Raw genomic sequence first — 24,439 nt, forward strand, 5'->3', positions numbered from 1 at the left:
TATCCTAACATATTATAATAATTGAGAAATATACCGATTTGACCTTTTGTATCCTTCATATACCCTGTATTTACTACCAATCTTTCCGATCAGAAGTAAGAAGCTAGGTAAATATAGGGAACATCATGGCACAAGATGAAAAAATTGTTGTAATTGGTGCTGGGCCAGCAGGATTGACACTTGCCTATGAACTCCTGAAAGCCGGTCGGAACAATGTGACTGTTTATGAGTGCGACAAACAGGTTGGTGGTATATCAAAAACCATCAAACATCATGGTAACCGTATAGATATTGGTGGGCATCGCTTTTTCTCCAAATCTGACTGGGTCATGTCTTGGTGGAAGAGCTTTCTGCCAATTGCGGCTACGAACGAACAAAACGTTACCTTACAATATCAGGGTAAAGAGCGAGAACTCCTTGTCGGGCCTCAGTCTCCTTCAACTGATGACGTCATGCTGGTTCGCTCACGCCTGTCACGTATCTATTATAATAAAACGTTTTTTGACTATCCGCTCAAACTCACACCAAAAAATCTGACCAAACTTGGGTTACGTAAAACCATTATTTTTGGCCTGAGTTATCTCTGGGGCCGTTTAGATAAAATTACACCTGAGCTGACATTGGAAGATTTTTTCATAAACCGGTTCGGTCGTAAATTATATCAACAGTTTTTTAAAGATTATACTGAAAAAGTTTGGGGAGTTCCCTGCTCCAGCATTAGTGCAGATTGGGGGGCACAGCGTGTTAAAAGCCTTTCTATTTCCAGCGTTCTTCTGCATGCCTGCAAACGCGCACTCGGCCTGCAAAAAAAGTCTAGTACCCAGACATCTCTTATAGAGCAGTTCATCTATCCCAAATATGGTCCAGGCCAGATGTGGGAAACTGTAGCCCGCCATATTACGGATATGGGAGGGACAATCCTTCTCAATCATCAGGTCAATGGCATTGCGTTCGATAATAATCGCGTTTCATCGATAATGGTTAAAAATCCGGACGGCAGTCAGGAAAACCAGAAGTGCGATGTTCTGGTCTCTACCATGCCAATTAAGGATCTTGTTGTAGCCAGCGGGAATCATTTTTCTCCAGCTGTGCAGCTAATTGCAAAAAACCTGCAATACAGAGATTTTATTACGGTTGGTCTGCTCTACAATTCTTCAGAAATAACACGCCGGTTGAATGACAACTGGATTTATATTCAGGAACCAGGTGTACATGTTGGGCGTGTACAGATTTTTAATAACTGGAGCCCCTATATGGTCGCCAACCCGGAGACCACTTGGCTAGGGCTTGAGTTTTTCTGTTCTGAGGGCAACGATCTCTGGATGCTAAGCGAACAGGAAATGATCAAACTTGCCTGTTTTGAGATGAAAAAAATCGGGCTTGTCTCAACACTTGATGCACTCGATAGTGTTGTGGTACGTGTACCCAAAGCCTATCCTGGATACTTTGGAGAATCCTATAAGAGTTTTGGCATAGTCCGTGATGCACTAAACACCGTGGAGAATCTTTTCCTCATCGGCCGCAATGGTATGCACTGTTACAATAATCAGGACCATTCCATGCTAACTGCCAAAGAGGCTGCTGACCAAATCATCTCCGGTCAGCAGGACAAAGATAAACTCTGGAAAATCAATATTGATGATGATTATCATGAAGAAAAATCAAACTGAGGCTCTGTTGACTGCACACCATAGCCTCAAACCCGCGACTTCATAATCCTTGTTATGGAAAGCTGGAATGCTTGAACGGATAACGGTCAACCATCATGCGCAGGGGAGCGAATTCCTTATTGGGGAATGTTTCCGAGCGCACCCATGATCCGTCAGGCGACTCCACAAAAACCGTTGCGTTCCAGTCGGCAGCACTAATCCCTGTCCATAGGGTAAGGGTCAGCACGTCCTTGCCCTGCGCGTCCTTGAGCAGCAGATGCGAGTCCCCCGAGGAGGGCGGTGTGCGGCTCAGTGGCCCCCAGCCAGACTTGTGGGTGGAAAGCCATTTGTTCACATCCACTACTTCATCCGCCTCCAGCGGACGCTGGTGGTGCATTGGCCCGACGTCAATCACGCCGCTGGCAATCTGCGGAAACGAAACAGGTTTGAAGTTGGGCAAAGCAAAGGTCCAGATCACAACCGTGGTGCTGATGGTTAAAACCAGAAAACCAATGATAAACGCCGTTTCTTTCCGCATCATACTACTCTTTCTTACCCTACTACTGCGGCAATCACGCGCGCTACGTCTTGGTTTGTCAGTTCCGGGTGAATGGGCAGTGCCAGAATGCGCTGCGCCAGATCTTCGGAAACAGGCAGCACCGTCCCATCATGATGGTCCCGGTAGGCGGGCTGCTTATGCAATGGCAAAGGATAGTAAATGGCCGAGGGCACGCCCTGCTCCTTCAACCGTGCCTGAAGAGCATCACGCGCGGCCGTATCGGCCAGCAATACGGCATAAATGGCCCAAGCACTCTGGCTGTCGGGCACACGTGCTGGCACCTGCACATGTCCGGCAAGGCCTGCATCATACTGCGTGGCTATGGCGTTCCGCCGGGCCAGTTCATCCTTAAAGCTGTCCAGCTTGGCCAGCAACACTGCGGCCTGCAGGGTATCCAGCCGACCATTCATGCCTGTGCGCAGCACCTCGTACCGCGTGGTGCCCTCACCATGTGTGCGCAAGGAGCGGTACAGCGCCGCCCGCTCGGGGTCATCCGTCAGAATGGCGCCACCATCCCCGTACCCCCCCAGCGGTTTGGAGGGGAAAAAGGACAGGGTCGTAGCCGTAGCCTCACACCCCAGTGGTTTACCCGCCAGATCCGCCCCAAAAGACTGGGCACAATCGGCCATGAGGAATAACTCCTCCTCTGCCGCGATCGCCCGCAGTTCCGGCCATGGCGCAGGCTGGCCAAACAGGTCCACACCCACAATGGCACGAGGCCGTAATTTACCCGCAGAACGCACCGCCTGAATACGGCTGCGCAGATGCGCAGGATCGATCTGGAACGTATTAGGGTCCACATCCACAAAAACCGGAGTTGCCCCGAGCAGCAAAGGCACTTCCGCCGTGGCTGTATAGGTGAAAGCGGGTAGAAACACCGCATCACCACGACCTATGCCTTCAGCCATCATAACGATCTGGAGCGCATCCGTGCCGGAGGACACACCCACGCACTCACGCGCGCCACACCATGCCGCCAGACGCTCTTCAAGCTCTCCGACCTCTGGCCCCATCACAAAACGGCAATGGGCCAGAACAGCATCCAGACGCTGCCGCAGGACAGGCTCCATCCGCTTTTGTTGGGCTGCAAGATCAAGAAACGCAATGGGCCTGGTATCTGAACTGCTCATGGTGCCATCTGCTCCGTGCCGTCGGCCTTTATCTGTCCGTTCTTTACAGCACCGGAGGATTTTGCACCAGCCGGAGCCAGCGCCCGTACATCTCCGTTGGGGTTATGATCGAACTCGGGCACCAGTTGGCACAGGGTTTGCAAAACAGCGTGCACGTCGCCCTGGCGGGCATGGGCCGTAATCTGGTCCACTGCGGCGCGCACCTCCGCCAACTCCACCACGCGCGGCGTTGCCATGAACAATCCCGGCGAGTCGGTTGGGACGGAGCACTCCCGCCCGTGGAACAGTTCCTCATACAGTTTTTCCCCCGCCCGCAGGCCGGTAAAGTGGATGGCCACGTCCTCATCCGGTTTTAGGCCCGCAAGGCGCACCATCTGCCGGGCCAGATCAACAATTTTAACCGGCTCTCCCATATCCAGCACAAAAATACCGCCGTGCCGGAGCAGGGTATCCATCTCTGTGCCCACCGCACAGGAGGTACCACGCACACAGGCCTGTAGAACAAGCCCCACGGCTTCGGGCACGGTCATAAAATAACGGCGCATTTCCGGGTGCGTTACGGTCAGTGGTCCGCCGCGCGCCAGTTGCCGCTGGAACAGAGGCACAACAGATCCTGTTGAACCCAGTACATTGCCGAACCTGACCGTAATACAGCGCATGCCGCCCGACTGCCCCGAGGAACGGGCCTGAATATCCAGCGCCTGACAGTACATTTCCGCCGCGCGTTTGGTCGCCCCCATCAGATTGAACGGATTGACCGCCTTGTCGGTGGAAATAACAACCATAGCCGCGGCCCCATGCCGGGCAGCGGCATCGGCCACCACACGCGTGCCGTGCACATTGGTTAGCACCCCCTCCGCCGGATTGGCCTCCACGATCGGCACGTGTTTAAGGGCTGCCGCATGGAACACCAGCTCTGGCCTGTACTGCGCCATAATGGCGTTAACCCGCGCCTCGTCCCGCACATCAGCCACAACCACCCTGCGTGGAATAGCGGGGGCGCACTCGGCCAATTCCAAATCTATCTGCCAGAGTGCAAATTCACCGTGGTCGAGCAAAATAAGGCAGGCAGGCGCATGGCGGGCAATCTGACGCACAAGTTCGGAGCCAATTGTGCCCCCTACCCCCGTAACCAGCACGGTTCTCTGGTTGATCAGGTGGTGCATGCCAGCATGGTCAAGTTGCACCTGCGGGCGGTTCAGCAGGTCTTCTGGCTGGATGGGCCGCAAATGCACCTGATCCGCCGGAGACATATCCGTCATGGTTGGGGTTCTGAGCACCGCCACACCGTACTCGGCCGCCACGTCCAGCACCCGGCTTAACGTACCACCCCTGAATGTGGTGTTCGTAACGACCAGTGCCTCGGGCAGTTGCGCCATATTACGCAGCCGCTCCAGAACAGGAACAATCTCTTCAATCTGCCCCAGAATTGGCACGTTACGAATCCGCTGGCCTGTTTGCTGCTCGCCCAGCCCCACCAAGCCTGCAATGCGAATCTCCAGAGCGTTGCTACGCTCAAGCGCGCGGAGGAACAGGTCAGCCGCGGCATCCGCGCCCACCAGCAGCACCCGTTGCCCATCCGGCTGCCGTGTATCGGTTCTGTGGGCAAGGCGATGAGACACCCGCACCCCCCCAAGCAGCACCAGCAGAACCAGCGCATCAATAAAAGGGAACGCAATACTGGGCAGGGGCGAACCCGCCCACACCAGCCCTACCGAGAGCAGCAGAGCGCTAACAACCGATGCACCGGCAAGGCCCAGCAGGTCCGAAACACCAGAAAAGCGCCAGTATTGCTGCGGTAGCCTGAACGGAAGCCCGCTCACCACCAGCGAGAAACCACCGCCAACCGCAAACCATAGCCCATGGAGCAAACCAGCATGAGGGGCCGCCAGCCAACGGGCCAGCAATGCCGCCAGTGCTGCCAGCGCGCCATCAAGCAGGATATTAAGGGCAATCCTGTTCAGCGGCCAAAATCTTGAATAATGATACTGGAGCTGAGAACGTTGCGAGACCATGATCGTGCGCTTATAGCCCAGCGCCTGACATCCTAGAAGCAGCCTAACCGGACAACACCCTCTTTCATGTCTTTTTTTTCCTCCGTTCTGGCTTTTTCATGCCTGCTCTGCGCGGCCATGCTGTGTTCCGTTATTGTACGGCGCATGATCCGGCTGGCGGTTATGGATCATCCTGAATACCGCAGCGCTCATGCAACCCCTACCCCCAAAGGGGGAGGAATCGGGGTTATGGCGGCATTCGGGCTATTTTTTCCCGTCCTTCAGGCGCTGGCAGGCCAGCCGGTTCTGTCTTTTCCATACCTTATGTCGGCCTGTGCGCTCACGCTCCTATGCGGGGTCTCCTGGCTTGATGATCTTTACCAATGGCCGCCCGGCATTAAGTTTGCCACACAGATCATTGCGGCCAGTCTGGTCGTACAAGGGGGCATGGGGCTGGTCTGGCCAACACCACTGGCGGGGGCGGCGCTATCCATCCTCTGGCTGGTTTTTGTGACCAATGCGGTCAACTTCATGGACGGGCTGAACGGGCTTATTGCAGGCTGTCTGGCCTGCGCGGCTACGGCCCTTGCCCTTGCCGCGCCATTTTTGGGTGTACCCGCCCTGCAATGGCCCGCCCTGCTGCTGGTCGCCTGCCTTGTGGGCTTTCTGCCTTTTAACTTTCCCCGTGCCCGGATTTTTCTGGGGGACGTAGGCAGTCAGGGATGTGGCCTGCTTGCCGGGACCACGGCGTTGTATATTGCCAGCCACACAACCCAGCCCCGTGGGTGGGTACTGGGGCCAGCCCTGCTATTCCCGCTGATTTATGATGTGGTGTTTACACTTATCCGCCGCTGGCTCGCCGGGCAGGCTCTGGCACAGGCGCATAGGGGGCACCTTTACCAGATCCTCCACCGCAGCACCCTGCCAGTGCCTGTTGTGTCCATGCTCACATGGTGCCTGACCCTATGGGGCGGCAGTGTGGGCTGCCTTGTAGCGCCCACAACAGGCTTTTGGAGCGGTATGGCTGGGGTAAGCCTGCTTATGCTACCCCAGTTGGCATGGACCGCATGGGCCGTGGGCCGCGCGCGCAAATACTCGATTGGCACATGGTAGACCACCCCACCTGACGGTCTGTTATTTTAGGGTCAGCGTCAGCCCCTGCGCGGAACCGGCCAGCCTTGCCCCTTGGGAGATGGTTTCGATCTTGATCCGCACCCCGTTCTTGTTTTCCAGCACGGCACCACCCAGCCCCTGCCCCAGCGTGGCCTCACCATGGGCCGCGGCATAGGTGCCATCAAAATCCTTCAGGCGGTGCAGGTTATAAACCGTTCCCGTGCCCTCGATCTTGGAAAAACCAACCGCGGCAATTGTGCCCCCGGTAATGGAGAAGGCGTGCACCTTGCCGCCATAGGTCAATTTTCCCTCGCCCCACGTATATCCTAGCCCGATATCGGCCGATTTGGCGGTCAGGGTCAGCTTGGCAGTGGGTGCCCCCATGGCATCAGCAGCATGTGCGGCTGATACGCCAGCAAAAGACACGGCCAGAGCGGCGGCGGCAAAAACAGAAGAAAAACGCATGGGAGGCTTCCTTTAACAGGTGTGTCCAGAAGAATACCCAATACCTGACGGTATGAAAGCATCTGACACGGGTAGAAAACCAACGCCCCCAAAGCAAAAAGGTTGCCGGTTACAGCCCATGACCATTCTAAAATGGGTCATGAGCTACAACACGGCAACCTTTGTATTAAGTTTGACTTAATACCGGCTGATCAGGCGGCAGCAACACGGCGCAGGCGGCGCACTGTTGCCACTTTTTCTTCCTGCTGGGGGTTCTGGGCCGCATCACGCACGGTTGTGCCCATAATGGAGCGGATTTCCTTCAGGTAGGATGCACCTTTAGGGGTACGCTGCACCAGAACGGACCGGCGATCCAGCGGGTCCACCTTGCGGCGGGCCAGATCCAGTTCGGTCAGGCGGTCAAGCGCACGGGTAATGGCGGGCTTGGACACGTTCAGGCTTGCCGCCAGACCGCGTACCGTATGCCCGCTCTCATCCAGATAGCAGGTCAGGAACACAGCGAGCTGACGGGCGGACAGGTCCGGCCCTTCTCCACGCACCAGTGCAACAATGGTATCCCGCAGGGTCTTGACCAGATCCTCTGCCTTTTCTGCGGCCTGTGCCATGACGTTCAACTTCCTTTTGTGCCGGGACCCAGAGCCTTGGCCCGCCCGGCTGTGTTTTTCCGGCCCATATGCAAACCGGAATGAATCTGATGCGCTTTATATAGACACCGAAACGATTTTTTAAAGCACTGTCACAAAAAATTATTACGCCTTATCGGCCTGTAAAAACCCTAACTCTTTTCCGCACGATTCGTTCCACAAAGAGAACGTATTACACGGAAAAGTGCTCGAATTCCGGGAGTATCTCCCCCTTCTGGCCGCCCTGGCCTGCTGGAATCATTCCACGCATAACTGTCGATATGCACCCAGCGCTGGTCTGGTTTTACAAAATGTTCCAAAAACAGACCCGCCGTAATGGCCCCCGCCATGGGGCGGGAGGCAATATTGTTCAGGTCCGCCACAGGGCTTTTCAGCCAACCTGCGTAACCCTGCCAGAGCGGCAGACGCCACAGCGGATCGGCCTCGTACTCTGCGGCCTCCGCAAACAGCATGGCCGTGGAATCGTTATTGCAGAACAGGGCGGGTAGGTCCGGCCCCAGCGCCACACGGGCAGCCCCTGTAAGCGTCGCCACATCCACCAGCAGGTCAGGCTGGCTCTCACCCGCCTCATGCAGCAGATCACTCAGCACCAGCCGCCCTTCGGCGTCCGTATTGCCGATTTCCACCGTCAGGCCCGCGCGGCTGCGAATAACATCCAACGGCCGCATGGCGTGACCGGACACACTGTTTTCCACACACCCAAGCCGCAATTCCAGCTTTATCGGCAAGTCCTGCGCCATAACCAGATGCGCCAGAGCCAGCACGGTCGCCGCACCACCCATATCCTTTTTCATGCGCAGCATGCCGCCCGAGGGTTTGATGTCATACCCCCCGCTATCAAAGCACACACCCTTGCCGACAAGGGAGATCAGAGGCGCATCCTTACCCGCATGTGTGCCGCTCCACCGGGCCAGAACCACCCTTGGGGCACGCTCGGAGCCATTGCCCACATGCGCCAGAAGTGGATAGGCCTCATCCAGCGCCGCCCCCTTGATCACCTCAACCTCAGCCCCCAACGGGCGCAGGGCCGCCTTGGCCTCCCGCGCAAGTTCGGACGGGCCAAGCAGATTGGCAGGGGTGTTGATCAGGTCGCGTGCAAAGCAGATTGAGCGCGCCATTTGCGCGGCCAGTCCCTTGCGCTCAGCCGCAGTCACCACAAGCCGAGGGCCTTCAGCCGGGCTGCCACCAGTTTTCAGGCTGTAGCGGTATGCACCCAGACAAAAACCCAGAATAACATCATCCCGCGCCACATCCTTAGGCACCTGCACGGTCCAGTCCCCTTCGGGCAGGTCCAGTGCAAGCCTGCCAAATACAAACGGGTCACGCGGAGCCTCTTGTTCAGGCAGTCCCAACAGGGCCTGCACCTTGCCCTCGGGGCCGGGCACCAGCACAAGCTGGCCCACCCGCGCAACAAAGCCACAGCTTTCGGCAAAGGTAACCGCAGGCTCGCCCGCCAATGCCACCCACGTCTCTCGCTCACTGGCACGTACGGCATGGACGGTGCAAAGAGTCTTCCGCCTGCGCGCAACGCTCAGGCAGTCCAGATCATGAATAGGCATGGCATTCCTCCTTCTGCCCGCACCCTGCGCCTCCCTTTTTCATCATGCAACGGGGGAGGTTATACGCATTGCCGACTTGCTTTTCGGGGCTGGGCATCGGACCATGCACGGCATGAAGGTTTCCACCCGCCAGATGGCACCTGCCCTGCACGCCACCCACTTTGCGGATCAGGCTCCGGTCCGGGCCATTCTGGGCCCGACCAACACCGGCAAGACGCATCTGGCGCTGGAGCGGATGCTGGCGCACTCCTCTGGCATTATTGGTTTTCCCTTAAGGTTGCTGGCCCGCGAGAACTACGACCGCATGGTGCGCCTTAAAGGGGTACGCTCGGTGGCGCTGATTACGGGAGAGGAAAAAATTATCCCTCCACAGGCCCGCTGGTTCTCCTGCACGGTTGAGGCCATGCCCATGAACCGCCCGGTGGACTTTATGGCGGTGGATGAAATCCAGCTTTGCGCGGACCCCGAACGCGGCCATATTTTTACCGACCGCCTGCTCAACGCCCGCGGCCTGTCCGAGACCCTGTTCCTTGGGGCCGACACCATTGCCCCCCTCATGCGCAGCCTGATCCGCGATGTGGAAATTGATACCCGCCCGCGCCTGTCCAGCCTGAACCATACAGGCCATACGCGCCTGTCTCGCCTGCCGCCACGCACGGCTATTGTCGCGTTTTCCATGGCCGATGTGTACGCCATTGCCGAACTGATCCGGCGCAAGCGGGGCGGGTGTGCCGTGGTTATGGGCCAGCTCTCACCACGCACCCGCAACGCGCAGGTTGCACTCTACCAGAACCGCGAGGTGGATTACCTGGTCGCAACCGATGCCATTGGCATGGGCCTGAACATGAATATCGACCATGTTGCCTTTGCTGGCCTGTCCAAATTTGACGGACAACGCCACCGCATGCTGACCCCGGCCGAAATTGCCCAGATTGCCGGGCGTGCAGGCCGTGGCACGCGGGATGGCACCTTTGGCACCACCGGGGAGTGCCCGCCCCTGCCAGACGCCATGGCCGAAGCGGTTGAGACCCACAAATTTGAACCCCTTCCCTTTTTATGGTGGCGCGGCAGCAAACTCAGCTTTGCCTCCCCTCAGGCCCTCCACGCCAGCCTGTGCCAGAAGACCCCACACCCCAGCCTACGCCCGGCCGAGCCAGCGGCAGACATGCAGACACTTAGCGCGCTTATGCAGACCCCGGCCGTGCGCACACTGGCAACAACCGCCCAGCACACACGCCTGCTGTGGGAAATCTGCCAGATCCCGGACTTTCGTAAACTGGGGTTGGACAGCCATATCCGCCTGTGTGGTCAGCTTTTTAGCATTCTCGCCAAGGATGGGCGTCTGCCTTCCTCATGGCTCAAAGGACGCCTTGCCAGTCTGGAACACACAGGGGGCGAGATAGAAGACCTGATGCACCGCCTGATGGGCATTCGCACATGGTCCTATGTTGCCGCCCACCCCGAATGGGTGGAAAACGCCGAACACTGGCAGCGCCATACCCGTATGCTCGAAGACAGCCTTTCCGATGCCCTGCACGAACGGCTGACCAGCCGGTTTGTGGACAGGCGTGCCGCCAGTCTGGCCCGTCGACTGGAAGAGGCCGATGGTGCCCCCCTTCTGTGCGCCATTAGCAAATCCGGCGAAGTACGCGTGGAAGGGCATGATGTGGGGCATATGCGCGGCTTTGCCTTTATACCAGACCCCGAGGCGGCCCGTTCTGACCAAGCCCTTATCCTCAAGGCAGCGCGGCGTGCGGCACGCAGCGAGATCCCCCGGCTTGTTGCCCGCTTTTTGCAAGCCCCGGAGAGCGAGATAACGCTGGACATGCGGACAGGCTACATCCTGTGGCGAGATGAGCAGATTGCCCACCTGCGCAAAGGCCCATCGGTGCTGCATCCGATCATCCACATTGACGATGCCGAATTTCTGGAAACCGCCCATAAAGCCAGAATACGTGAGCGGCTGGCGCAGTTCGTCACCACCTTACGCACACACACCCTTGCCCCCCTGTTTCGCGCGGAACTGGCTGTAGCCCAGCACCCCCTGCTCCGGGGCATTGTTCATGCGGTCATGGAAAACGGTGGGGTTACCACCCTGCCATCACAACCTTCCCTCCCCCCGGCGGAAGCCGCACTGCTCCAGCGGCAGGCAATACGGCTGCATGGCAGGCTCGCCTTTTGCGCCCCGTTGTTCAAACCCCACGCCATGGCGCTACGCAGCCTGCTGCTACGCACCTACACGGGCCAACCACTCTCCCAGCTTCCTCCAGACGGCGCGGTTTCCATGCGCCTGAGCACCCCTGTGCCACCACCTGAGCAGGAACTGCTGTGCAGTCTTGGTTGGCTGATCAGCCACGGCACTCTGGTTCGACTCGATATTGCAGCCAGTATCGTGCAGGACATGCGCGCCTTATGTGCCCGTACGCCCAAACCCCTGCCTCTGGCTCTGGCTCTGGCAGCCCGGCTTGGCGTCAGCAAAAAAGACCTGCCCCATGTGCTCAAAGGGCTAGGAATCCGCCTGCAACCCCCGGTAACCTTACCCCCGCGCCATGCTGGTCCGCCTGCTCCTTTTATGGTTTTGCCAACACGGCGCACAGAAAAAAGAAAACAGCACCCAAAACGCCCAGACCACGCCAAACATCTGCAAAGTGCCCGAAACAACAGTCCTTTTGCCATTTTGAGTACCCTGCGGAGCCAAATGTAGGAGCAGCCCTGCTACAACAGAAGTGCCCCCTTTCGTGCAAGCGGGTTGCCATCGTGCAAAAACCCCATCATATCTGCGCCATCCTTGGTGGCGCGACCGGCTGGTCGGCCATCTGACCCCACGCGGCGAGCCCCACTCGACCGCCAGATAATTTCGGAGATGGCAATGACCTACGTGGTCACTGAAAACTGCATCCGCTGCAAATTCATGGACTGTGTGGAAGTCTGCCCCGTTGACTGCTTCTACGCCGGTGAAAATTTTCTGGTTATCAACCCCGACGAGTGCATTGACTGCGGCGTATGCGAACCTGAATGCCCGGCCGAAGCCATTTTCCCCGACAGCGATGACCGGTCAGCAGCGTGGGCAGAAATCAACACAAAATATGCCAGCCAGTGGCCCAACATTACGCGCAAAGGCACGGCTCCAGCCGATGCGCAGGAGTGGAAAGACAAGCCCAACAAGGCTGAACTGCTCTCCCCCGAGCCGCACAAGGACTGAACCTGCCTCCACAGGTTCCACAACAAAAAAGGCACCGGAACCCCCGGTGCCTTTTTTGTTGTCAGGACCACCCCAACCAGTAGGGAGCCACACGATCTGGCCCACGCCTGTTAAAGTGGTTCACAGTCCAAACAAAAAAAACCCCGGAGCCAAAGCCCCGGGGTTTTTTGTTGCTGACCGCAGCTCCAGCCAAAGCCGGAGCCACGAAGCCTTACATGATATCAGCGAGACATCATGTTCATGGACGTGTTGGCCATGATGAAGACCGTGCCGACAATAAGGATGGACACGAATGCAACGGTGAAAACAAACGCAATGTTGTTCCAACGCGCTTCCGAGCCACTACCCATGTGCAGGAAGTAGTGCAGATGCACCAGAACCTGAACAAGTGCCAGAACAGAAAGCACCGCCAGCGTGCCGGTTGGCGCAAGGCTGTGGCTCATGACCACACCAAACGACAGAACCGTCAGGATAACAGCAAGGACAAAGCCGATAAGGTACGAAGATACGCTACCGTGGCTCTCGCCCGAGGAGGATGTGTTCGGATTGCTCATCAGATCATGCTCGCCAGATAGACATAGGTGAAAACACAGATCCAGACGATATCCAGGAAGTGCCAGAACAGGCTCAGGCAGGTGAGCTTGTTCATCATGCGTTCCGGAATTTCAGTTGTCCCCATCAGCTGAACCATCAGGGTAACAATCCAGATCAGACCACACGTCACGTGCAGACCGTGGGTGGATACCAGCGTGAAGAACGCAGACAGGAATGCACTGCGATCGGGGCCAGCACCATCCGCGATCATGTGCGCGAATTCACGCACTTCCAGACCAACGAACCCAAGACCAAGAAGGAATGTGACGCCAAGCCACATGATCACCTTGCTGATCTGGGTCTTATGGGCGGCAATCATGCCAAACCCATAAGTAATGGAGGAGAGAAGCAGGAGGGCTGTTTCCAGCCCAAGCCCACCAAACTCAAACAGTTCGTGTGGGGTTGGCCCACCATTGAACTGGTTACGCAGAACTGCAAACGTGGCGAACAGAGAGCCAAAGATAATGCAGTCCGTCATCAGATAGACCCAGAACCCGAACACCACCGTATTTTCGTGGTGATGTTCGTCGTGGCCTGCGGTCGGAACAGTTGTGTTCTGTGCCATTATTCTGCTGCCTGTGCCATCAGTTTACGGGTGTGCTCGTTTTCGATCCGGGCAACCTCTTCGGCAGGGATATAGTAATCAATATCCTTGTTAGCGCTGCGTGCGATGACCGTAGCGATCACGCCCACAAGGCCAATGGCTGCCAGCCACCAGATGTACCACACAGCGGCAAAACCGAAGATCAGGGCAAAAGCACCAGCACAAATACCAGAAGCCGTGTTTTTCGGCATATGGATTGCTTCGTACTGACCGCCAGCCTGACGGGTATCAATGCCGTTTTCCTTGTCATGCGTGAAAGCATCAAGCGTGCTGACATGCGGGACAATGGCGTAGTTATACACCGGCGGAGGAGAAGACGTGGACCATTCCAGCGTACGGCCGTTCCAGGGATCGCCCGTAAAGTCGCGGTTTTCAGGCTTGTTGCAATCGCGGATGGAGACAAAAATCTGCATCAGCTGGCAAACAACACCGAACAGGATCAGCACTGCGCCAACTTCAGCGATCAGCATCCAAGGATGCCAGGCCGGGTTGTCATAGTGGTTGATACGACGGGTCATGCCTTCGAAACCGAGGACATACAGCGGCATAAAGGCAAAGAAGAAGCCAACAAGCCAGAACCAGAAGGCACGGATGCCCCAAGCTTCGTTCATTTTGAAGCCAAGAACCTTCGGAGCCCAGAAGTTCATGCCACAGACGTAACCGAAGTACACACCACCGATAATCACGTTATGGAAGTGGGCAATCAGGAACAGGCTGTTATGCAGCACAAAGTCGGAACCGGGGATGGCCATCATAACACCGGTCATACCACCGATGGTGAACACCACCATGAAGCCAACAGCCCAATACATGCAAGCATGGTACTGGATGCGACCCTTATACATGGTGAACAACCAGTTAAAGAGCTTAACACCGGTCGGGATGGAGATGATCATGGTTGCGATGCCGAAGAAGGCATTCACGTCCGGACCAGCGCCCATGGTGAAGAAGTGATGCACCCACACAAGGAAGGACAGCACCATAATGGAGCAGGTTGCGTAGACCATGGTCTTGTAGCCGAAGAGCGGCTTGCCAGAGAAGGCAGGCACAACTTCGGAGAACACACCAAAGGCAGGCAGAACAAGAATGTAAACTTCCGGATGACCCCAAGCCCAAATCAGGTTCAGGTAGAGCATCTGGTTGCCGCCACCATCATTGGTGAAGAAGTGCATACCGAAGTAACGGTCCAGACCCAGAAGGGCAACTGCAACCGTCAGCACGGGGAAGGTCGCCATGATCAGGATGGAAGAGCAGAAAGCCGTCCATGTGAACACGGGCATCTTCAGCCAGGACATGCCCGGTGCGCGCATCTTAACAATGGTTACGAAGAAGTTTACGCCAGTCAGCAGCGTGCCAACACCAGAGATCTGGATTGCCCAGATATAGTAGTCAACACCCACGCCAGGGCTGAACTGCATTTCGGACAGCGGGGGATAAGCCAGCCAGCCGCACTGCGAGAACTCACCAATGAACAGGGAGACGTTCACCAGCATGAACGCAACTGCCGTCATCCAGAAGCTCAGGTTGTTCAGGAACGGGTAAGCCACGTCACGTGCGCCAATCTGCAGAGGCACAATGAAGTTGAACAGACCGGTCATGAACGCCATGGCCAGGAAGAAGATCATGATCGTCCCGTGAGCGGAGAAGATCTGGTCATAGTGATGCGGGGGCAGGTAACCGGGGTTACCGGCGTAAGCCAGCGCAAGCTGGGTACGCATCATGATGGCATCCGCGAAACCGCGGGCCAGAGCAACCAGCGCCAGTACAATGTACATGACAGCCAGACGCTTGTGATCGACAGAGGTAAACCACTCTTTCCAGAGGTAGCCCCACTTGCCGTAATAGGTAATCAGTCCCAGTACCGCGACACCGACAATGAGAACGCCGATGAACGTACCTACTAGGATCGGCACATCCAACGGGATGGCCGAAAGCGATAGTCTCCCTAGCATAGATCCTATTCCTTCATATTCATGTCGGACATCGCGGACTGCTGCACCTGAATCATTTTGCCAGTGCTTTTGTCCATGACCATGCCGTTGTTGTATTTGGCAACGATCGTGTTGAACATGCCGGGTTCAACATGCGCGAAATATTCGACGGGGTTCGCTTCGCTTGGTGCAGCCAGTTTAGGATAGGTCTGGCTATCCAGCTGTTCGGAAGATGCACGCACCTTTTCGACCCAGGCATTGAACTCATCATTGCTCATCGCCAGAGCATGGAACCGCATGTCCGAGAAACCACGCCCACTGTAGTTGGCGGATTCACCCATGTAATCGCCCGGCTCGCTTGCCAGCAGATGAAGCTGGGTCTGCATGCCTGCCATTGCATAAATCATGGAACCAAGACGCGGGATGAAGAACGAGTTCATCACGGAATCAGAGGTGATGTCGAAATCAACAGGCGTATTGACCGGCATAGCCAGCTGATTAACTGTTGCAATTCCCTGTTCGGGGTAAATGAACAGCCATTTCCAATCCTGTGCCACAACCTGAACATGCAGCGGCTTGGTGTTGGCTTCTGCCTCAAGCGGCTTGTAGGGGTCCAGAGAATGACAGGTCTGGTAGGTGATCACTGCCAGGAACAGAATAATCAGAGACGGAACGCCCCAGATTACCACTTCAATCTTGTTGGAATGGCTCCATTTCGGCAGATATTCGGCACTTGTGTTGGACTGGCGATACTGCCAGGCAAACCAAAGTGTCAGAATAATGGTCGGAACCACTACGATCAGCATTGCGATCACAGAGGTGGTAATAAGAGTTTTAACCCCCTCTCCCACCGGGCCTTTCGGGTCCAGAACGTCTAGTTCGCACCCGGCAAGCAGCAACGCTGACGATAGGCCGCCCAATCGCGCCGTTCTCGCCAGTAACTTGTTTTTCATCGCACGCCTCTTGGTTCTGACATCAACTTAGCCTCACAAAGACTTTTGCCCTGCTGCCACAGAAGCCTGACAACAGCAAGAAAAACCGCGTCCCGGCAAGGAGAGCCCTTTCTGTTCCGCACCAGCAACACATTCTGGCCATCCAAGATGAATACCCCGAATATGTTGCTTACGGCGCAGCCCCCCAAGCTCGGCGGAAACGCATTGCGACTACTTTATTCCCTACGCGAGGATTCTCAAACGTCAGAAAAGTTCCATCTGCCTTTCGTCACAATCAGTTAGCCGCTGTGAGCATGGCTTTTGCCTACTTTTGAGGCGTCTGGATGGTGCAAACAGCACATCACGGAATGTTACAATATATTTCTAAAAATTCAATAATGGCAAAATTTAGTCTGAAATTTCATATTGTTAGAGACCACACAAAATCTCACATCCCTGTTACAACTTAAAGAATTGAAATCAGGACCATTTTTGAACCCATTCTTGATTTTCATGCCATCATTCGAACCAAGCATAACTGCCCATACAAAAAAACCCGGCCATAACAGGCCGGGCTTTCCTTTGGCAGGAGCAGAGCGCTCCAATGGACTCTGCCTTAGACTCTTAATCGCTGGAGTTGCGAACACCCATGAACTGCAACAGGAACTGGAAAAGGTTGATGAAGTTCAGGTAGAGGCTCAGCGCATCATACACGCTGCGCTTGGCCGTCATTTCCGGGCCTTCATACGCGGCGAGCTGTGGGTAGGTTACCCGAATCCGCTGGGCATCAAAGGCACTGAACGCCGTGAAGATGAGCACACCCACAATGCTGTACAGATAATAGACCGTAGGGCTTTTGAGGAAAAGATTGACCAGACCGGCGATCATGAGACCGAAAAGCCCCATCATCAGGAACGATCCGAACTGCATCAGGTTAGCCTTGGTGACATACCCCCACAGAGAGGTCGCACCGAACATGCAGGACGTCACCAAGAAAACGCGCACGATGGACGCACCCGTGTAGATGACGAACACACTGGCCAGACTAGCCCCCATGGCAGCACAGAACGCCCAGAACAGGGCCTGCGCACCCTGAAGCGACAGACGGTTGATCCCGAACGACATGACCAGCACAAACGCCAGCGGGGACAGCATGGCCAGATCACCCAGCAGGGTGGGGCGTGGCAGCGGACCCGCAGCGGTCTGAAAGACCTGAAAGAACAGGCTGCTCAGTCCGGTATTGGCAATGGCGTAAGCCACAATTCCGGTTAGCAGAAGGCCAGACGCCATCCAGTTATAAACACGCAGCATGTAGCTGCGCAGTCCAGCGTCCAGACTGGCCTGATCGTTCCAGCCTGACGCTGATGCGGGGGAACGGTAGTCGCGACTAAACGACATGGTTTTCTACTCTCCTTATCCAGACAAGTCTGGCTTTGCTTTATACTTGTGGCTGCCCTGCCTTTCCGTCAAGGGTATGGCACGTCATATAATAGAGGCCCACCAACAATCTGTTGGGTTTGCGGCTCTCCACACCCCGCACCCTGTCATAAGGCCCGGATATGCACCTTATTGCCGGTCTTTCCCTTCCCATAGATATGCGCCTTTTCCTGCATGGTTTTCAGGATTTTTTTCCGTCGAAGGAATGGAAGTCCATGCCAGTGCTTTATCTGCCGTTGGTGGCCTTCGGGCGCATGCAGCCCCCGGTATGGGAGGAACTCGATCAAACCCTGTATACACTCCACCTGCCTACCCCGGTCACGCTGAGGCATACGGGTTTTACCGTGAGTCTGAAACGGAACCGAATCATGCTGGAGGCCACAGTAGAAGCCTCTGTTATAGATCACCTTTCCGTGAAAATCAGGAACCGGGCTCAGCAGGCTGGCGTCTCCTCAACCCGCACCCTGCTCCCCTCGGGCATCGCTCTGGCAGACATCACCGATGTGGACCCGAATGTGTGTAATTTATGGCTTGCAACCCACCGCCATCTCTTTGCCCAGACAGAAGAAGTTTACGAATTCACCGTGTGCAAGACTGGAAAAAACCGCGAAAACGCCTTTTTGGAAATGATGGCGGACTATCAGTTTACCGATATGTTCTCTCACTCCTCCAGTTTGTTATAACATAGTCTTTCGGGTGTACTGCTGTTCCTCCTGCATGCACCGGAACTGATCTTTCTTGTGCCTGTTCCCACCAAGGAACGAATATGTGGGGATGCAGCTATTCTCTCGGCGTGATTGACATCCAGCGCCCGCCTTGGCTGATGTGTGAGAAACCGGATTTCCGGCTCTATTTTTCCTCATCTTGATACACAGTCGAGGACATGAACGCATGACCCGCCCCGCCTCCGCCAAGAGACGTTCGCTGCTAGGAATTCTCGCGGCTGGAACAATCTGTGCCGCTGCCCTACCTTACGCAGCAGCCCCTGCCCGCGCCGACAGTCAGGGTGACACGGGACAAGCCATCATCCACGCCGATGAGCACCCCGAAAACTGGCTGTCCTATGGACGCACCTATTCTGAGCAGCGCTACAGCCCGCTGGATCAGATCAACCGCTCCAATGTTGGTAACCTGAAGCTGGCCTGGTACTTCAACCTGGACAGCAACCGCGGTCAGGAAGGCACGCCTCTGATTGTGGACGGCATTATGTATGCCACGACCAACTGGTCCAAAATGAAGGCCCTTGATGCGGCCACCGGTAAACTGCTGTGGGAATACGACCCCAAAGTGCCGGGCAACATTGCCGACAAAGGCTGCTGCGATTCGGTTAACCGTGGCGCAGGCTACTGGAACGGCAAGGTTTACTTTGGCACGTTCGATGGCCGTCTGGTCGCTCTGGATGCCAAGACCGGCAAAAAGGCGTGGGAAATCAACACCATTCCCGCCGATGCCTCTCTGGGCAAGCAGCGCTCCTACACCGTTGACGGTGGCGTCCGCATTGCCAAAGGTCTGGTGCTGATCGGTAACGGCGGCGCGGAATTTGGCGCACGTGGCTTTGTCTCCGCCTTTGATGCGGAAACCGGCAAGCTGAAATGGCGCTTCTACACGGTTCCGAACAACAAGAACGAACCCGACCATGCTGCGTCGGATAATGTTCTGATGACCAAAGCCTACCGGACATGGGGCCCCAACGGGGCGTGGGTCCGTCAGGGCGGTGGTGGCACCGTATGGGACTCCATTGTGTATGATCCCGTGTCCGATCTGGTCTATCTGGCTGTCGGTAACGGCTCCCCCTGGAACTACAAATACCGCTCCGAAGGGATCGGCAACAACCTGTTCCTGGGCAGCATTGTCGCGGTCAAGCCTGAAACGGGCGAGTATGTCTGGCACTTCCAGGCAACCACCATGGATCAGTGGGACTACACCTCGGTCCAGCAGATCATGACGCTTGACGTGCCGATCAATGGTGTGACGCGCCACGTTGTTGTGCAGGCTCCCAAGAACGGCTTCTTCTACATGCTGGATGCCAAGACGGGTGAATTCCTGGCTGGCAAAAACTATGTATACGAAAACTGGGCCAGTGGTCTTGATCCGCTGACCGGTAGCCCGATCTACAAGCCAGAAAGCCTGTGGACCCTGAACGGCAACTTCTGGTACGGCATTCCCGGCCCGCTGGGTGCCCATAACTTCATGGCCATGGCGTACAGCCCGAAGACCCATCTGGTCTATCTGCCTGCACACCAGATTCCGTTTGGCTACCAGAACCAGGTTGGCGGCTTCAAACCCCACCCGGATTCATGGAACATCGGTCTGGACATGACCAAAACCGGTCTGCCTGACTCAGCCGAAGCCCGCTCCGCTTACCTGAAGGACCTGAAGGGCGAACTGCTCGCATGGGATCCCGTTAAAATGGAAACCGTGTGGAAGATCGACCACAAAGGCCCATGGAACGGTGGCGTTCTGGCAACTGGCGGCGACCTGCTGTTCCAGGGGCTGGCCAATGGCGAATTCCATGCCTATGACGCAACCAACGGTGCCGACCTTTACAAGTTTGACGCACAGAGCGGCATTATCGCCCCTCCTGTGACCTACAGCGTAAACGGCAAGCAGTATGTTGCGGTTGAAGTGGGCTGGGGTGGTATTTACCCGATTTCCATGGGGGCCATGGGCCGCACGTCTGGCTGGACCGTCAACCATTCCTACGTGGCTGTGTTCTCGCTCGATGGCAAGGCCCAGCTGCCAACCATGAACGAACTGGGCTTCCTGCCCGTCAAGCCGCCTGCGGAATATGACACCAAGGAAGCTGCCAAGGGCTACTTCCAGTATCAGACCTACTGCCAGACTTGCCACGGCGACAACGGTGAAGGGTCCGGTGTGCTCCCTGACCTGCGTTGGTCCGGTGCCATCCGCCATGATGACGCGTTCTATAACGTTGTTGGTCGCGGTGCGCTGACTGCTTACGGCATGGACCGTTTTGACACGAGCATGAAGCCTGAGGAAATCGAATCCATTCGTCAGTACCTCATCAAGAGGGCGAACGAGACCTATCAGCGCGAAGTGGATGCCCGAAAGAACGATCAGGGAGTTCCTCAGACCCCGGTCGTGGGCATTACGCCCCAATAAAGCGGCAGTCATGACGTCATTCGGTACACAAGCGATACAGTGGTAAAAATGATGATGAACAGACTAAAAGCCGCTCTTGGAGCGGTCACTGTCGGGCTTCTGGCAGGAACCTCCCTGGCATACGCGCAGGGAGCGGATGAAGACCTGATCAAAAAGGGCGAATACGTCGCCCGTCTTGGTGACTGTGTGGCTTGCCACACAGCACTGAACGGTCAGAAATTTGCCGGTGGGTTGGCAATCAAAACCCCTATCGGCATGATTTATTCAACCAATATCACGCCTGATCCCACCTACGGGATCGGCACCTACACGTTGCAGGAGTTTGATGAAGCCGTGCGCCACGGCATCCGTAAGGATGGCAGCACGCTTTATCCGGCCATGCCATACCCTGCCTTCTCCCGCATGACGCAGGATGACATAAAGTCGCTCTACGCGTACTTCATGCATGGCGTGCAGCCTGTAGCCCAAAAGAACCGTGAGGTCGGCATTAGCTGGCCCATGTCCATGCGCTGGCCGCTGGCTATCTGGCGTTCCATGTTCGCACCCACGCCCAAGGACTTTACACCTGCTCCGGGCACGGATGCGGATATTGCCCGTGGTGAATACATTGTAACGGGTCCGGGCCATTGCGGCATGTGCCACACCCCGCGCGGCTTTGCCATGCAGGAAAAAGCGCTGGATGCCTCGGGGGGTCCTGACTTCCTTGCTGGTGGCGCCCCGATCGACAACTGGATTGCGCCCACACTGCGCAACGACCCGGTTGTAGGCCTTGGCCGCTGGTCTGAAGATGACATCTACCTGTTCCTGAAGTCCGGCCGTACCGACCACTCCGCCGTATTTGGTGGCATGGCCGACGTGGTTGGCTGGAGCACCCAGTACTTTACGGACTCTGACCTGCACGCCATTGCCAAGTACCTGAAAGCCCTGCCGCCGGTTGCACCGTCCCGGGGTGATTACACGTACGATCCGTCCACGGCTCAAGCTCTGGATTCCGGCAACACTGCCAATAACCCCGGTGCTCGGGTTTATGTTGAACAGTGCGCAGCCTGCCACCGTAACGACGGGGGCGGTGTCGCCCGTATGTTCCCGCCGCTGGCTGGCAACCCGGTTGTTGTTGGTGACGACCCGACCTCCATTGCCCATATTGTTATGGCCGGTGGTGTTCTGCCGCCCACCAACTGGGCACCTTCCGCCGTTGCCATGCCGGACTACAAGAGCATTCTGTCCGACCAGCAGATGGCTGATGTGGTCAACTTTGTCCGCTCCGCATGGGGCAACAAGGCTCCGGCCAACACGACCGCTGCCGACGTTCAGAAACTCCGTCTGGACCACGCTCCGATCCCGACCACTGGCTGGGCTGATCCCACGTCTGCTACGTCAACATGGGGTCTGTTCATGCCACAGCCTTACGGCGCTGGCTGGACCTTTGCTCCGCAGACCCATAACGGGGTAGATGCAGAACAGTAAGGTCCTCCAGACCTTACCTCTGTCGCTCCCTTAACGGGCAAAACTAAAAAAACACCACAGTGGCAACACTGTGGTGTTTTTTATTGCTTACATAGCAACTCTGGGAACATCTTCTGATTACCAAGTTCATAAACAGCATGACGGAATAGCGTTGCTTCCCCTACCAAAAAAGCAGGGAGAGAAATCTGAACCAGCATTCCAAACATAAGCATGGCAATCCAACCCAGCAATATAGGTGGCACCAGCACCATTGCAGACACAACCATGCAATCTGTTCTGCAGAACGTGTAATGAATAAAAGAGATGATATAGTCAGCCGTTATCGCTCTATGATGACAGCAATCTGGTTTGACTATCCTGCAATACCGGGCACCCAAAAATGTTCCCGATGCTTACACAAATCAATAAAAAACAAAGGGATTGCCGCAGGGGCAGCAGGCAGCGGTTTCGCGTAGGCGACTATATGTTGCCTATCCGTCTATCTGAATAAGACAGAATACTGTGCTTTATGCCTGTGTAGTTATAACACGGCTCTGTCCCTGCTTCGGTTAGAGGGGGAGGCATAACCCATAGGGGGCGTGAGCACATAAAAATGGCCTCTCGACGTTTCCCGTTTCCAGAAAACCTCGGAGGCCATATCAACAGAATATTTTCTAAATATTTAAAAACAATATGAAATATAAACAATTTTCCTCAAACTCACTCAAGTGCATTTCATACCTTGCGCACTCGGAGTGAGCCAGAAAACAAGCTATTCCCCTTTTACAGAGCTTTATCATTTTTAAAGTGCGGTGGAAAAACCAAAGGTTCATCATGCAGCACATGTTTACCAATAACACGGCGGGCCAATACCTCTGGATCATGCGAAGATAACGTTCTGACATCCCGCCAGTACTGATCAAAATCTGCCTCCCGCGCGGTTGACCGTCCCCCCAACAGTTCAAAAACGCGGGGCGTAACATGTAGGGCCGTACGCGCGGCAAACGTACGGAGCGAGAGTGTTTCCAGCGCTATAGCCCCATAATCCTCATCTGTTAATGTAGAACGCTGATCCCACTTGCTCTGCACAAACGCGATCGTCCGATCAAAATATGCCTGTGCAGCCTGAACCTGCACCCAGTATTCAGCAAATTCGGCCTGAATGAACGGGTCATCGGCTGAAACACTGACACCACCAAAGCTTCCCTGCCTCCGCCCACGCAGCACCCACTCACGCACCTGTTCCAAAGCACCGAGTGTGCGACCGATAAAAACAGCCGTATAGAAAATAGCACCGAAGCTGGCCCACAAAGGTAACGGGCCTGTCTGAGCAGGACTATGCCCCCAATGCAGAACCTCCTGCGGCAAAATACGGACATTGTGGAAAGTAATGGTGCCGGAATCCGTGCCACGCAGGCCTATGGGGTCCCAGTCATTATGGAACTCCAGCCCCTCGCGCGCAGTAGGAATAACTGCATAAATATAGCGATCCTGATCAGGATGAATGGCCAGCAATGTGGTCACTTCGGCAAGGGGCGCACCCGTGTTCCATTTTTTGGTTCCGGTAATGGTAAATCCCCCATCGGGATGATGCTGCGCGACAAACTCCTTGTTCACATATTGTGTAACATTCCCCCAGAAAAAGCGATTATCCGCAGCATGACGTACAATATCGTCATTAGCGCCAGTATAATCGGTCAGGAGTGGCACAAGGGAGTTATAGTAATTAAACCCGAGCAGGGCAGCGGTCGAGCCATCAACCTTGGCAATTTCCAGCACACTCTGCGCCGCATCCTGTAAGGACCCACCACCACCACCAAGGGCTTTGGGATAAAGCAGGCTGACAAGCCCGCTCTCACGCAGGCCGCGGATCTGTTCTACCGGCCTTGTGCCATCCAGGTCACGCTGAACGGCGCCTTGCGCAAATTCTTGTGCAAGCTGTTGCGCCGCCTTGACCCAGTCCTGCGGATAGGCCTCCACTTTCTGGGGGCGTGTTGCACGAACGAGGTCATTACGAGGAGAAGGAAAACTTGTGGTTTTTTCGATAAAAGTCATGA

The 24,439-nt window shown here is 55.9% G+C and carries 20 protein-coding genes; 7 read left to right on the plus strand and 13 right to left on the minus strand.

Annotated features, from left to right (window positions below; all coding sequences use genetic code 11):
• Positions 1-125: 125 nt before the first annotated feature.
• Positions 126-1,670, plus strand: coding sequence for an NAD(P)/FAD-dependent oxidoreductase (locus tag GOB86_RS03330; RefSeq protein ID WP_165990957.1), 1,545 nt, complete (start codon positions 126-128; stop codon positions 1,668-1,670).
• Positions 1,671-1,722: 52 nt separating this feature from the next.
• Here the strand turns inward: GOB86_RS03330 and GOB86_RS03335 are convergent, their stop codons facing one another.
• From GOB86_RS03335 to GOB86_RS03345, 3 genes are read right to left on the minus strand one after another with little or no spacing between them, the layout of a single operon-like run.
• Positions 1,723-2,187: a hypothetical protein gene (locus GOB86_RS03335; protein ID WP_165990991.1), complete on the minus strand. Its 465-nt coding sequence runs from the start codon at positions 2,185-2,187 to the stop codon at positions 1,723-1,725.
• 14 nt (positions 2,188-2,201) lie between these two features.
• Positions 2,202-3,338: a DegT/DnrJ/EryC1/StrS family aminotransferase gene (locus GOB86_RS03340; RefSeq protein WP_165990958.1), complete on the minus strand. Its 1,137-nt coding sequence runs from the start codon at positions 3,336-3,338 to the stop codon at positions 2,202-2,204.
• A complete protein-coding gene (locus GOB86_RS03345; protein ID WP_165990959.1) occupies positions 3,335-5,353 on the minus strand; it encodes a polysaccharide biosynthesis protein in 2,019 nt (672 codons plus the stop codon). The genes GOB86_RS03340 and GOB86_RS03345 overlap by 4 nt, the downstream gene beginning before the upstream one ends.
• Before the next feature lie 66 nt (positions 5,354-5,419).
• Here GOB86_RS03345 and GOB86_RS03350 point away from each other — a divergent pair, with 66 nt between their 5' ends.
• Complete coding sequence (locus tag GOB86_RS03350) at positions 5,420-6,445, plus strand: MraY family glycosyltransferase (protein WP_165990960.1); 1,026 nt, start codon at positions 5,420-5,422, stop codon at positions 6,443-6,445.
• Positions 6,446-6,466: 21 nt separating this feature from the next.
• On the opposite strand, the gene GOB86_RS03355 is transcribed toward GOB86_RS03350, so the two are convergent.
• The 3 genes from GOB86_RS03355 to GOB86_RS03365 all read right to left on the minus strand — a co-directional run bounded on the left by GOB86_RS03355 (position 6,467) and on the right by GOB86_RS03365 (position 9,113).
• The gene (locus GOB86_RS03355) at positions 6,467-6,910 is read right to left on the minus strand and encodes a hypothetical protein (RefSeq protein WP_165990961.1); all 444 of its coding nucleotides are present in this window, start codon (positions 6,908-6,910) and stop codon (positions 6,467-6,469) included.
• 191 nt (positions 6,911-7,101) lie between these two features.
• On the minus strand, positions 7,102-7,515 hold the full coding sequence (locus GOB86_RS03360) for a MarR family transcriptional regulator (RefSeq protein WP_165990962.1): 414 nt from the start codon (positions 7,513-7,515) through the stop codon (positions 7,102-7,104).
• Between the two features lie 170 nt (positions 7,516-7,685).
• Positions 7,686-9,113 (minus strand): leucyl aminopeptidase family protein, encoded by a 1,428-nt coding sequence (locus GOB86_RS03365; protein ID WP_165990963.1) that lies wholly within the window; start codon positions 9,111-9,113, stop codon positions 7,686-7,688.
• Between the two features lie 112 nt (positions 9,114-9,225).
• Here GOB86_RS03365 and GOB86_RS03370 point away from each other — a divergent pair, with 112 nt between their 5' ends.
• Positions 9,226-11,817: a helicase-related protein gene (locus GOB86_RS03370; RefSeq protein WP_165990992.1), complete on the plus strand. Its 2,592-nt coding sequence runs from the start codon at positions 9,226-9,228 to the stop codon at positions 11,815-11,817.
• A 165-nt stretch (positions 11,818-11,982) separates the two neighbouring features.
• Positions 11,983-12,315, plus strand: a complete 333-nt coding sequence (gene fdxA, locus GOB86_RS03375) for a ferredoxin FdxA (RefSeq protein WP_165990964.1) — start codon at positions 11,983-11,985, stop codon at positions 12,313-12,315.
• A 221-nt stretch (positions 12,316-12,536) separates the two neighbouring features.
• Here fdxA and cyoD read toward each other — a convergent pair whose 3' ends face one another.
• The 5 genes from cyoD to GOB86_RS03400 form a co-directional block, all read right to left on the minus strand.
• Complete coding sequence (cyoD, locus tag GOB86_RS03380) at positions 12,537-12,869, minus strand: cytochrome o ubiquinol oxidase subunit IV (protein WP_165990965.1); 333 nt, start codon at positions 12,867-12,869, stop codon at positions 12,537-12,539.
• Positions 12,869-13,474: a cytochrome o ubiquinol oxidase subunit III gene (gene cyoC, locus GOB86_RS03385; RefSeq protein WP_165990966.1), complete on the minus strand. Its 606-nt coding sequence runs from the start codon at positions 13,472-13,474 to the stop codon at positions 12,869-12,871. The genes cyoD and cyoC overlap by 1 nt, the downstream gene beginning before the upstream one ends.
• Positions 13,474-15,465 (minus strand): cytochrome o ubiquinol oxidase subunit I, encoded by a 1,992-nt coding sequence (gene cyoB, locus GOB86_RS03390; protein ID WP_165990967.1) that lies wholly within the window; start codon positions 15,463-15,465, stop codon positions 13,474-13,476. Before cyoB ends, cyoC begins: the two co-directional genes overlap by 1 nt.
• 5 nt (positions 15,466-15,470) lie before the next feature.
• Entirely contained in the window at positions 15,471-16,397 is a 927-nt protein-coding gene (cyoA, locus tag GOB86_RS03395; RefSeq protein ID WP_165990968.1) for a ubiquinol oxidase subunit II, read from the minus strand.
• Positions 16,398-17,000: 603 nt separating this feature from the next.
• Positions 17,001-17,774, minus strand: coding sequence for a Bax inhibitor-1/YccA family protein (locus GOB86_RS03400; RefSeq protein WP_165990969.1), 774 nt, complete (start codon positions 17,772-17,774; stop codon positions 17,001-17,003).
• A 254-nt stretch (positions 17,775-18,028) separates the two neighbouring features.
• Here GOB86_RS03400 and GOB86_RS03405 point away from each other — a divergent pair, with 254 nt between their 5' ends.
• The 3 genes from GOB86_RS03405 (at position 18,029) to GOB86_RS03415 (ending at position 22,403) form a co-directional block, all read left to right on the plus strand.
• Positions 18,029-18,496, plus strand: a complete 468-nt coding sequence (locus tag GOB86_RS03405; protein ID WP_165990970.1) for a hypothetical protein — start codon at positions 18,029-18,031, stop codon at positions 18,494-18,496.
• Between the two features lie 208 nt (positions 18,497-18,704).
• A complete protein-coding gene (locus GOB86_RS03410) occupies positions 18,705-20,936 on the plus strand; it encodes a PQQ-dependent dehydrogenase, methanol/ethanol family (protein WP_165990971.1) in 2,232 nt (743 codons plus the stop codon).
• A gap of 48 nt (positions 20,937-20,984) precedes the next feature.
• Entirely contained in the window at positions 20,985-22,403 is a 1,419-nt protein-coding gene (locus tag GOB86_RS03415; RefSeq protein WP_165990972.1) for a cytochrome c, read from the plus strand.
• 80 nt (positions 22,404-22,483) lie between these two features.
• Here the strand turns inward: GOB86_RS03415 and GOB86_RS03420 are convergent, their stop codons facing one another.
• Positions 22,484-22,669, minus strand: coding sequence for a hypothetical protein (locus tag GOB86_RS03420; protein ID WP_165990973.1), 186 nt, complete (start codon positions 22,667-22,669; stop codon positions 22,484-22,486).
• 496 nt (positions 22,670-23,165) lie between these two features.
• Entirely contained in the window at positions 23,166-24,437 is a 1,272-nt protein-coding gene (locus GOB86_RS03425; RefSeq protein ID WP_165990974.1) for an acyl-CoA dehydrogenase family protein, read from the minus strand.
• Positions 24,438-24,439: the final 2 nt, after the last annotated feature.

This window comes from Acetobacter lambici, assembly GCF_011516885.1.
GTDB lineage: Bacteria > Pseudomonadota > Alphaproteobacteria > Acetobacterales > Acetobacteraceae > Acetobacter > Acetobacter lambici.

Excerpts from the sequence above, each read along its gene's own strand:
- GOB86_RS03330 (WP_165990957.1), top strand. The coding sequence starts at position 126 with ATGGCACAAGATGAAAAAATTGTTGTAATTGGTGCTGGGCCAGCAGGA.
- GOB86_RS03335 (WP_165990991.1), bottom strand. The coding sequence starts at position 2,187 with ATGCGGAAAGAAACGGCGTTTATCATTGGTTTTCTGGTTTTAACCATC.
- GOB86_RS03340 (WP_165990958.1), bottom strand. The coding sequence starts at position 3,338 with ATGAGCAGTTCAGATACCAGGCCCATTGCGTTTCTTGATCTTGCAGCC.
- GOB86_RS03345 (WP_165990959.1), bottom strand. The coding sequence starts at position 5,353 with ATGGTCTCGCAACGTTCTCAGCTCCAGTATCATTATTCAAGATTTTGG.
- GOB86_RS03350 (WP_165990960.1), top strand. The coding sequence starts at position 5,420 with ATGTCTTTTTTTTCCTCCGTTCTGGCTTTTTCATGCCTGCTCTGCGCG.
- GOB86_RS03355 (WP_165990961.1), bottom strand. The coding sequence starts at position 6,910 with ATGCGTTTTTCTTCTGTTTTTGCCGCCGCCGCTCTGGCCGTGTCTTTT.
- GOB86_RS03360 (WP_165990962.1), bottom strand. The coding sequence starts at position 7,515 with ATGGCACAGGCCGCAGAAAAGGCAGAGGATCTGGTCAAGACCCTGCGG.
- GOB86_RS03365 (WP_165990963.1), bottom strand. The coding sequence starts at position 9,113 with ATGCCTATTCATGATCTGGACTGCCTGAGCGTTGCGCGCAGGCGGAAG.
- GOB86_RS03370 (WP_165990992.1), top strand. The coding sequence starts at position 9,226 with ATGAAGGTTTCCACCCGCCAGATGGCACCTGCCCTGCACGCCACCCAC.
- fdxA (WP_165990964.1), top strand. The coding sequence starts at position 11,983 with ATGACCTACGTGGTCACTGAAAACTGCATCCGCTGCAAATTCATGGAC.
- cyoD (WP_165990965.1), bottom strand. The coding sequence starts at position 12,869 with ATGAGCAATCCGAACACATCCTCCTCGGGCGAGAGCCACGGTAGCGTA.
- cyoC (WP_165990966.1), bottom strand. The coding sequence starts at position 13,474 with ATGGCACAGAACACAACTGTTCCGACCGCAGGCCACGACGAACATCAC.
- cyoB (WP_165990967.1), bottom strand. The coding sequence starts at position 15,465 with ATGCTAGGGAGACTATCGCTTTCGGCCATCCCGTTGGATGTGCCGATC.
- cyoA (WP_165990968.1), bottom strand. The coding sequence starts at position 16,397 with ATGAAAAACAAGTTACTGGCGAGAACGGCGCGATTGGGCGGCCTATCG.
- GOB86_RS03400 (WP_165990969.1), bottom strand. The coding sequence starts at position 17,774 with ATGTCGTTTAGTCGCGACTACCGTTCCCCCGCATCAGCGTCAGGCTGG.
- GOB86_RS03405 (WP_165990970.1), top strand. The coding sequence starts at position 18,029 with ATGCCAGTGCTTTATCTGCCGTTGGTGGCCTTCGGGCGCATGCAGCCC.
- GOB86_RS03410 (WP_165990971.1), top strand. The coding sequence starts at position 18,705 with ATGACCCGCCCCGCCTCCGCCAAGAGACGTTCGCTGCTAGGAATTCTC.
- GOB86_RS03415 (WP_165990972.1), top strand. The coding sequence starts at position 20,985 with ATGATGATGAACAGACTAAAAGCCGCTCTTGGAGCGGTCACTGTCGGG.
- GOB86_RS03420 (WP_165990973.1), bottom strand. The coding sequence starts at position 22,669 with ATGGTTGTGTCTGCAATGGTGCTGGTGCCACCTATATTGCTGGGTTGG.
- GOB86_RS03425 (WP_165990974.1), bottom strand. The coding sequence starts at position 24,437 with ATGACTTTTATCGAAAAAACCACAAGTTTTCCTTCTCCTCGTAATGAC.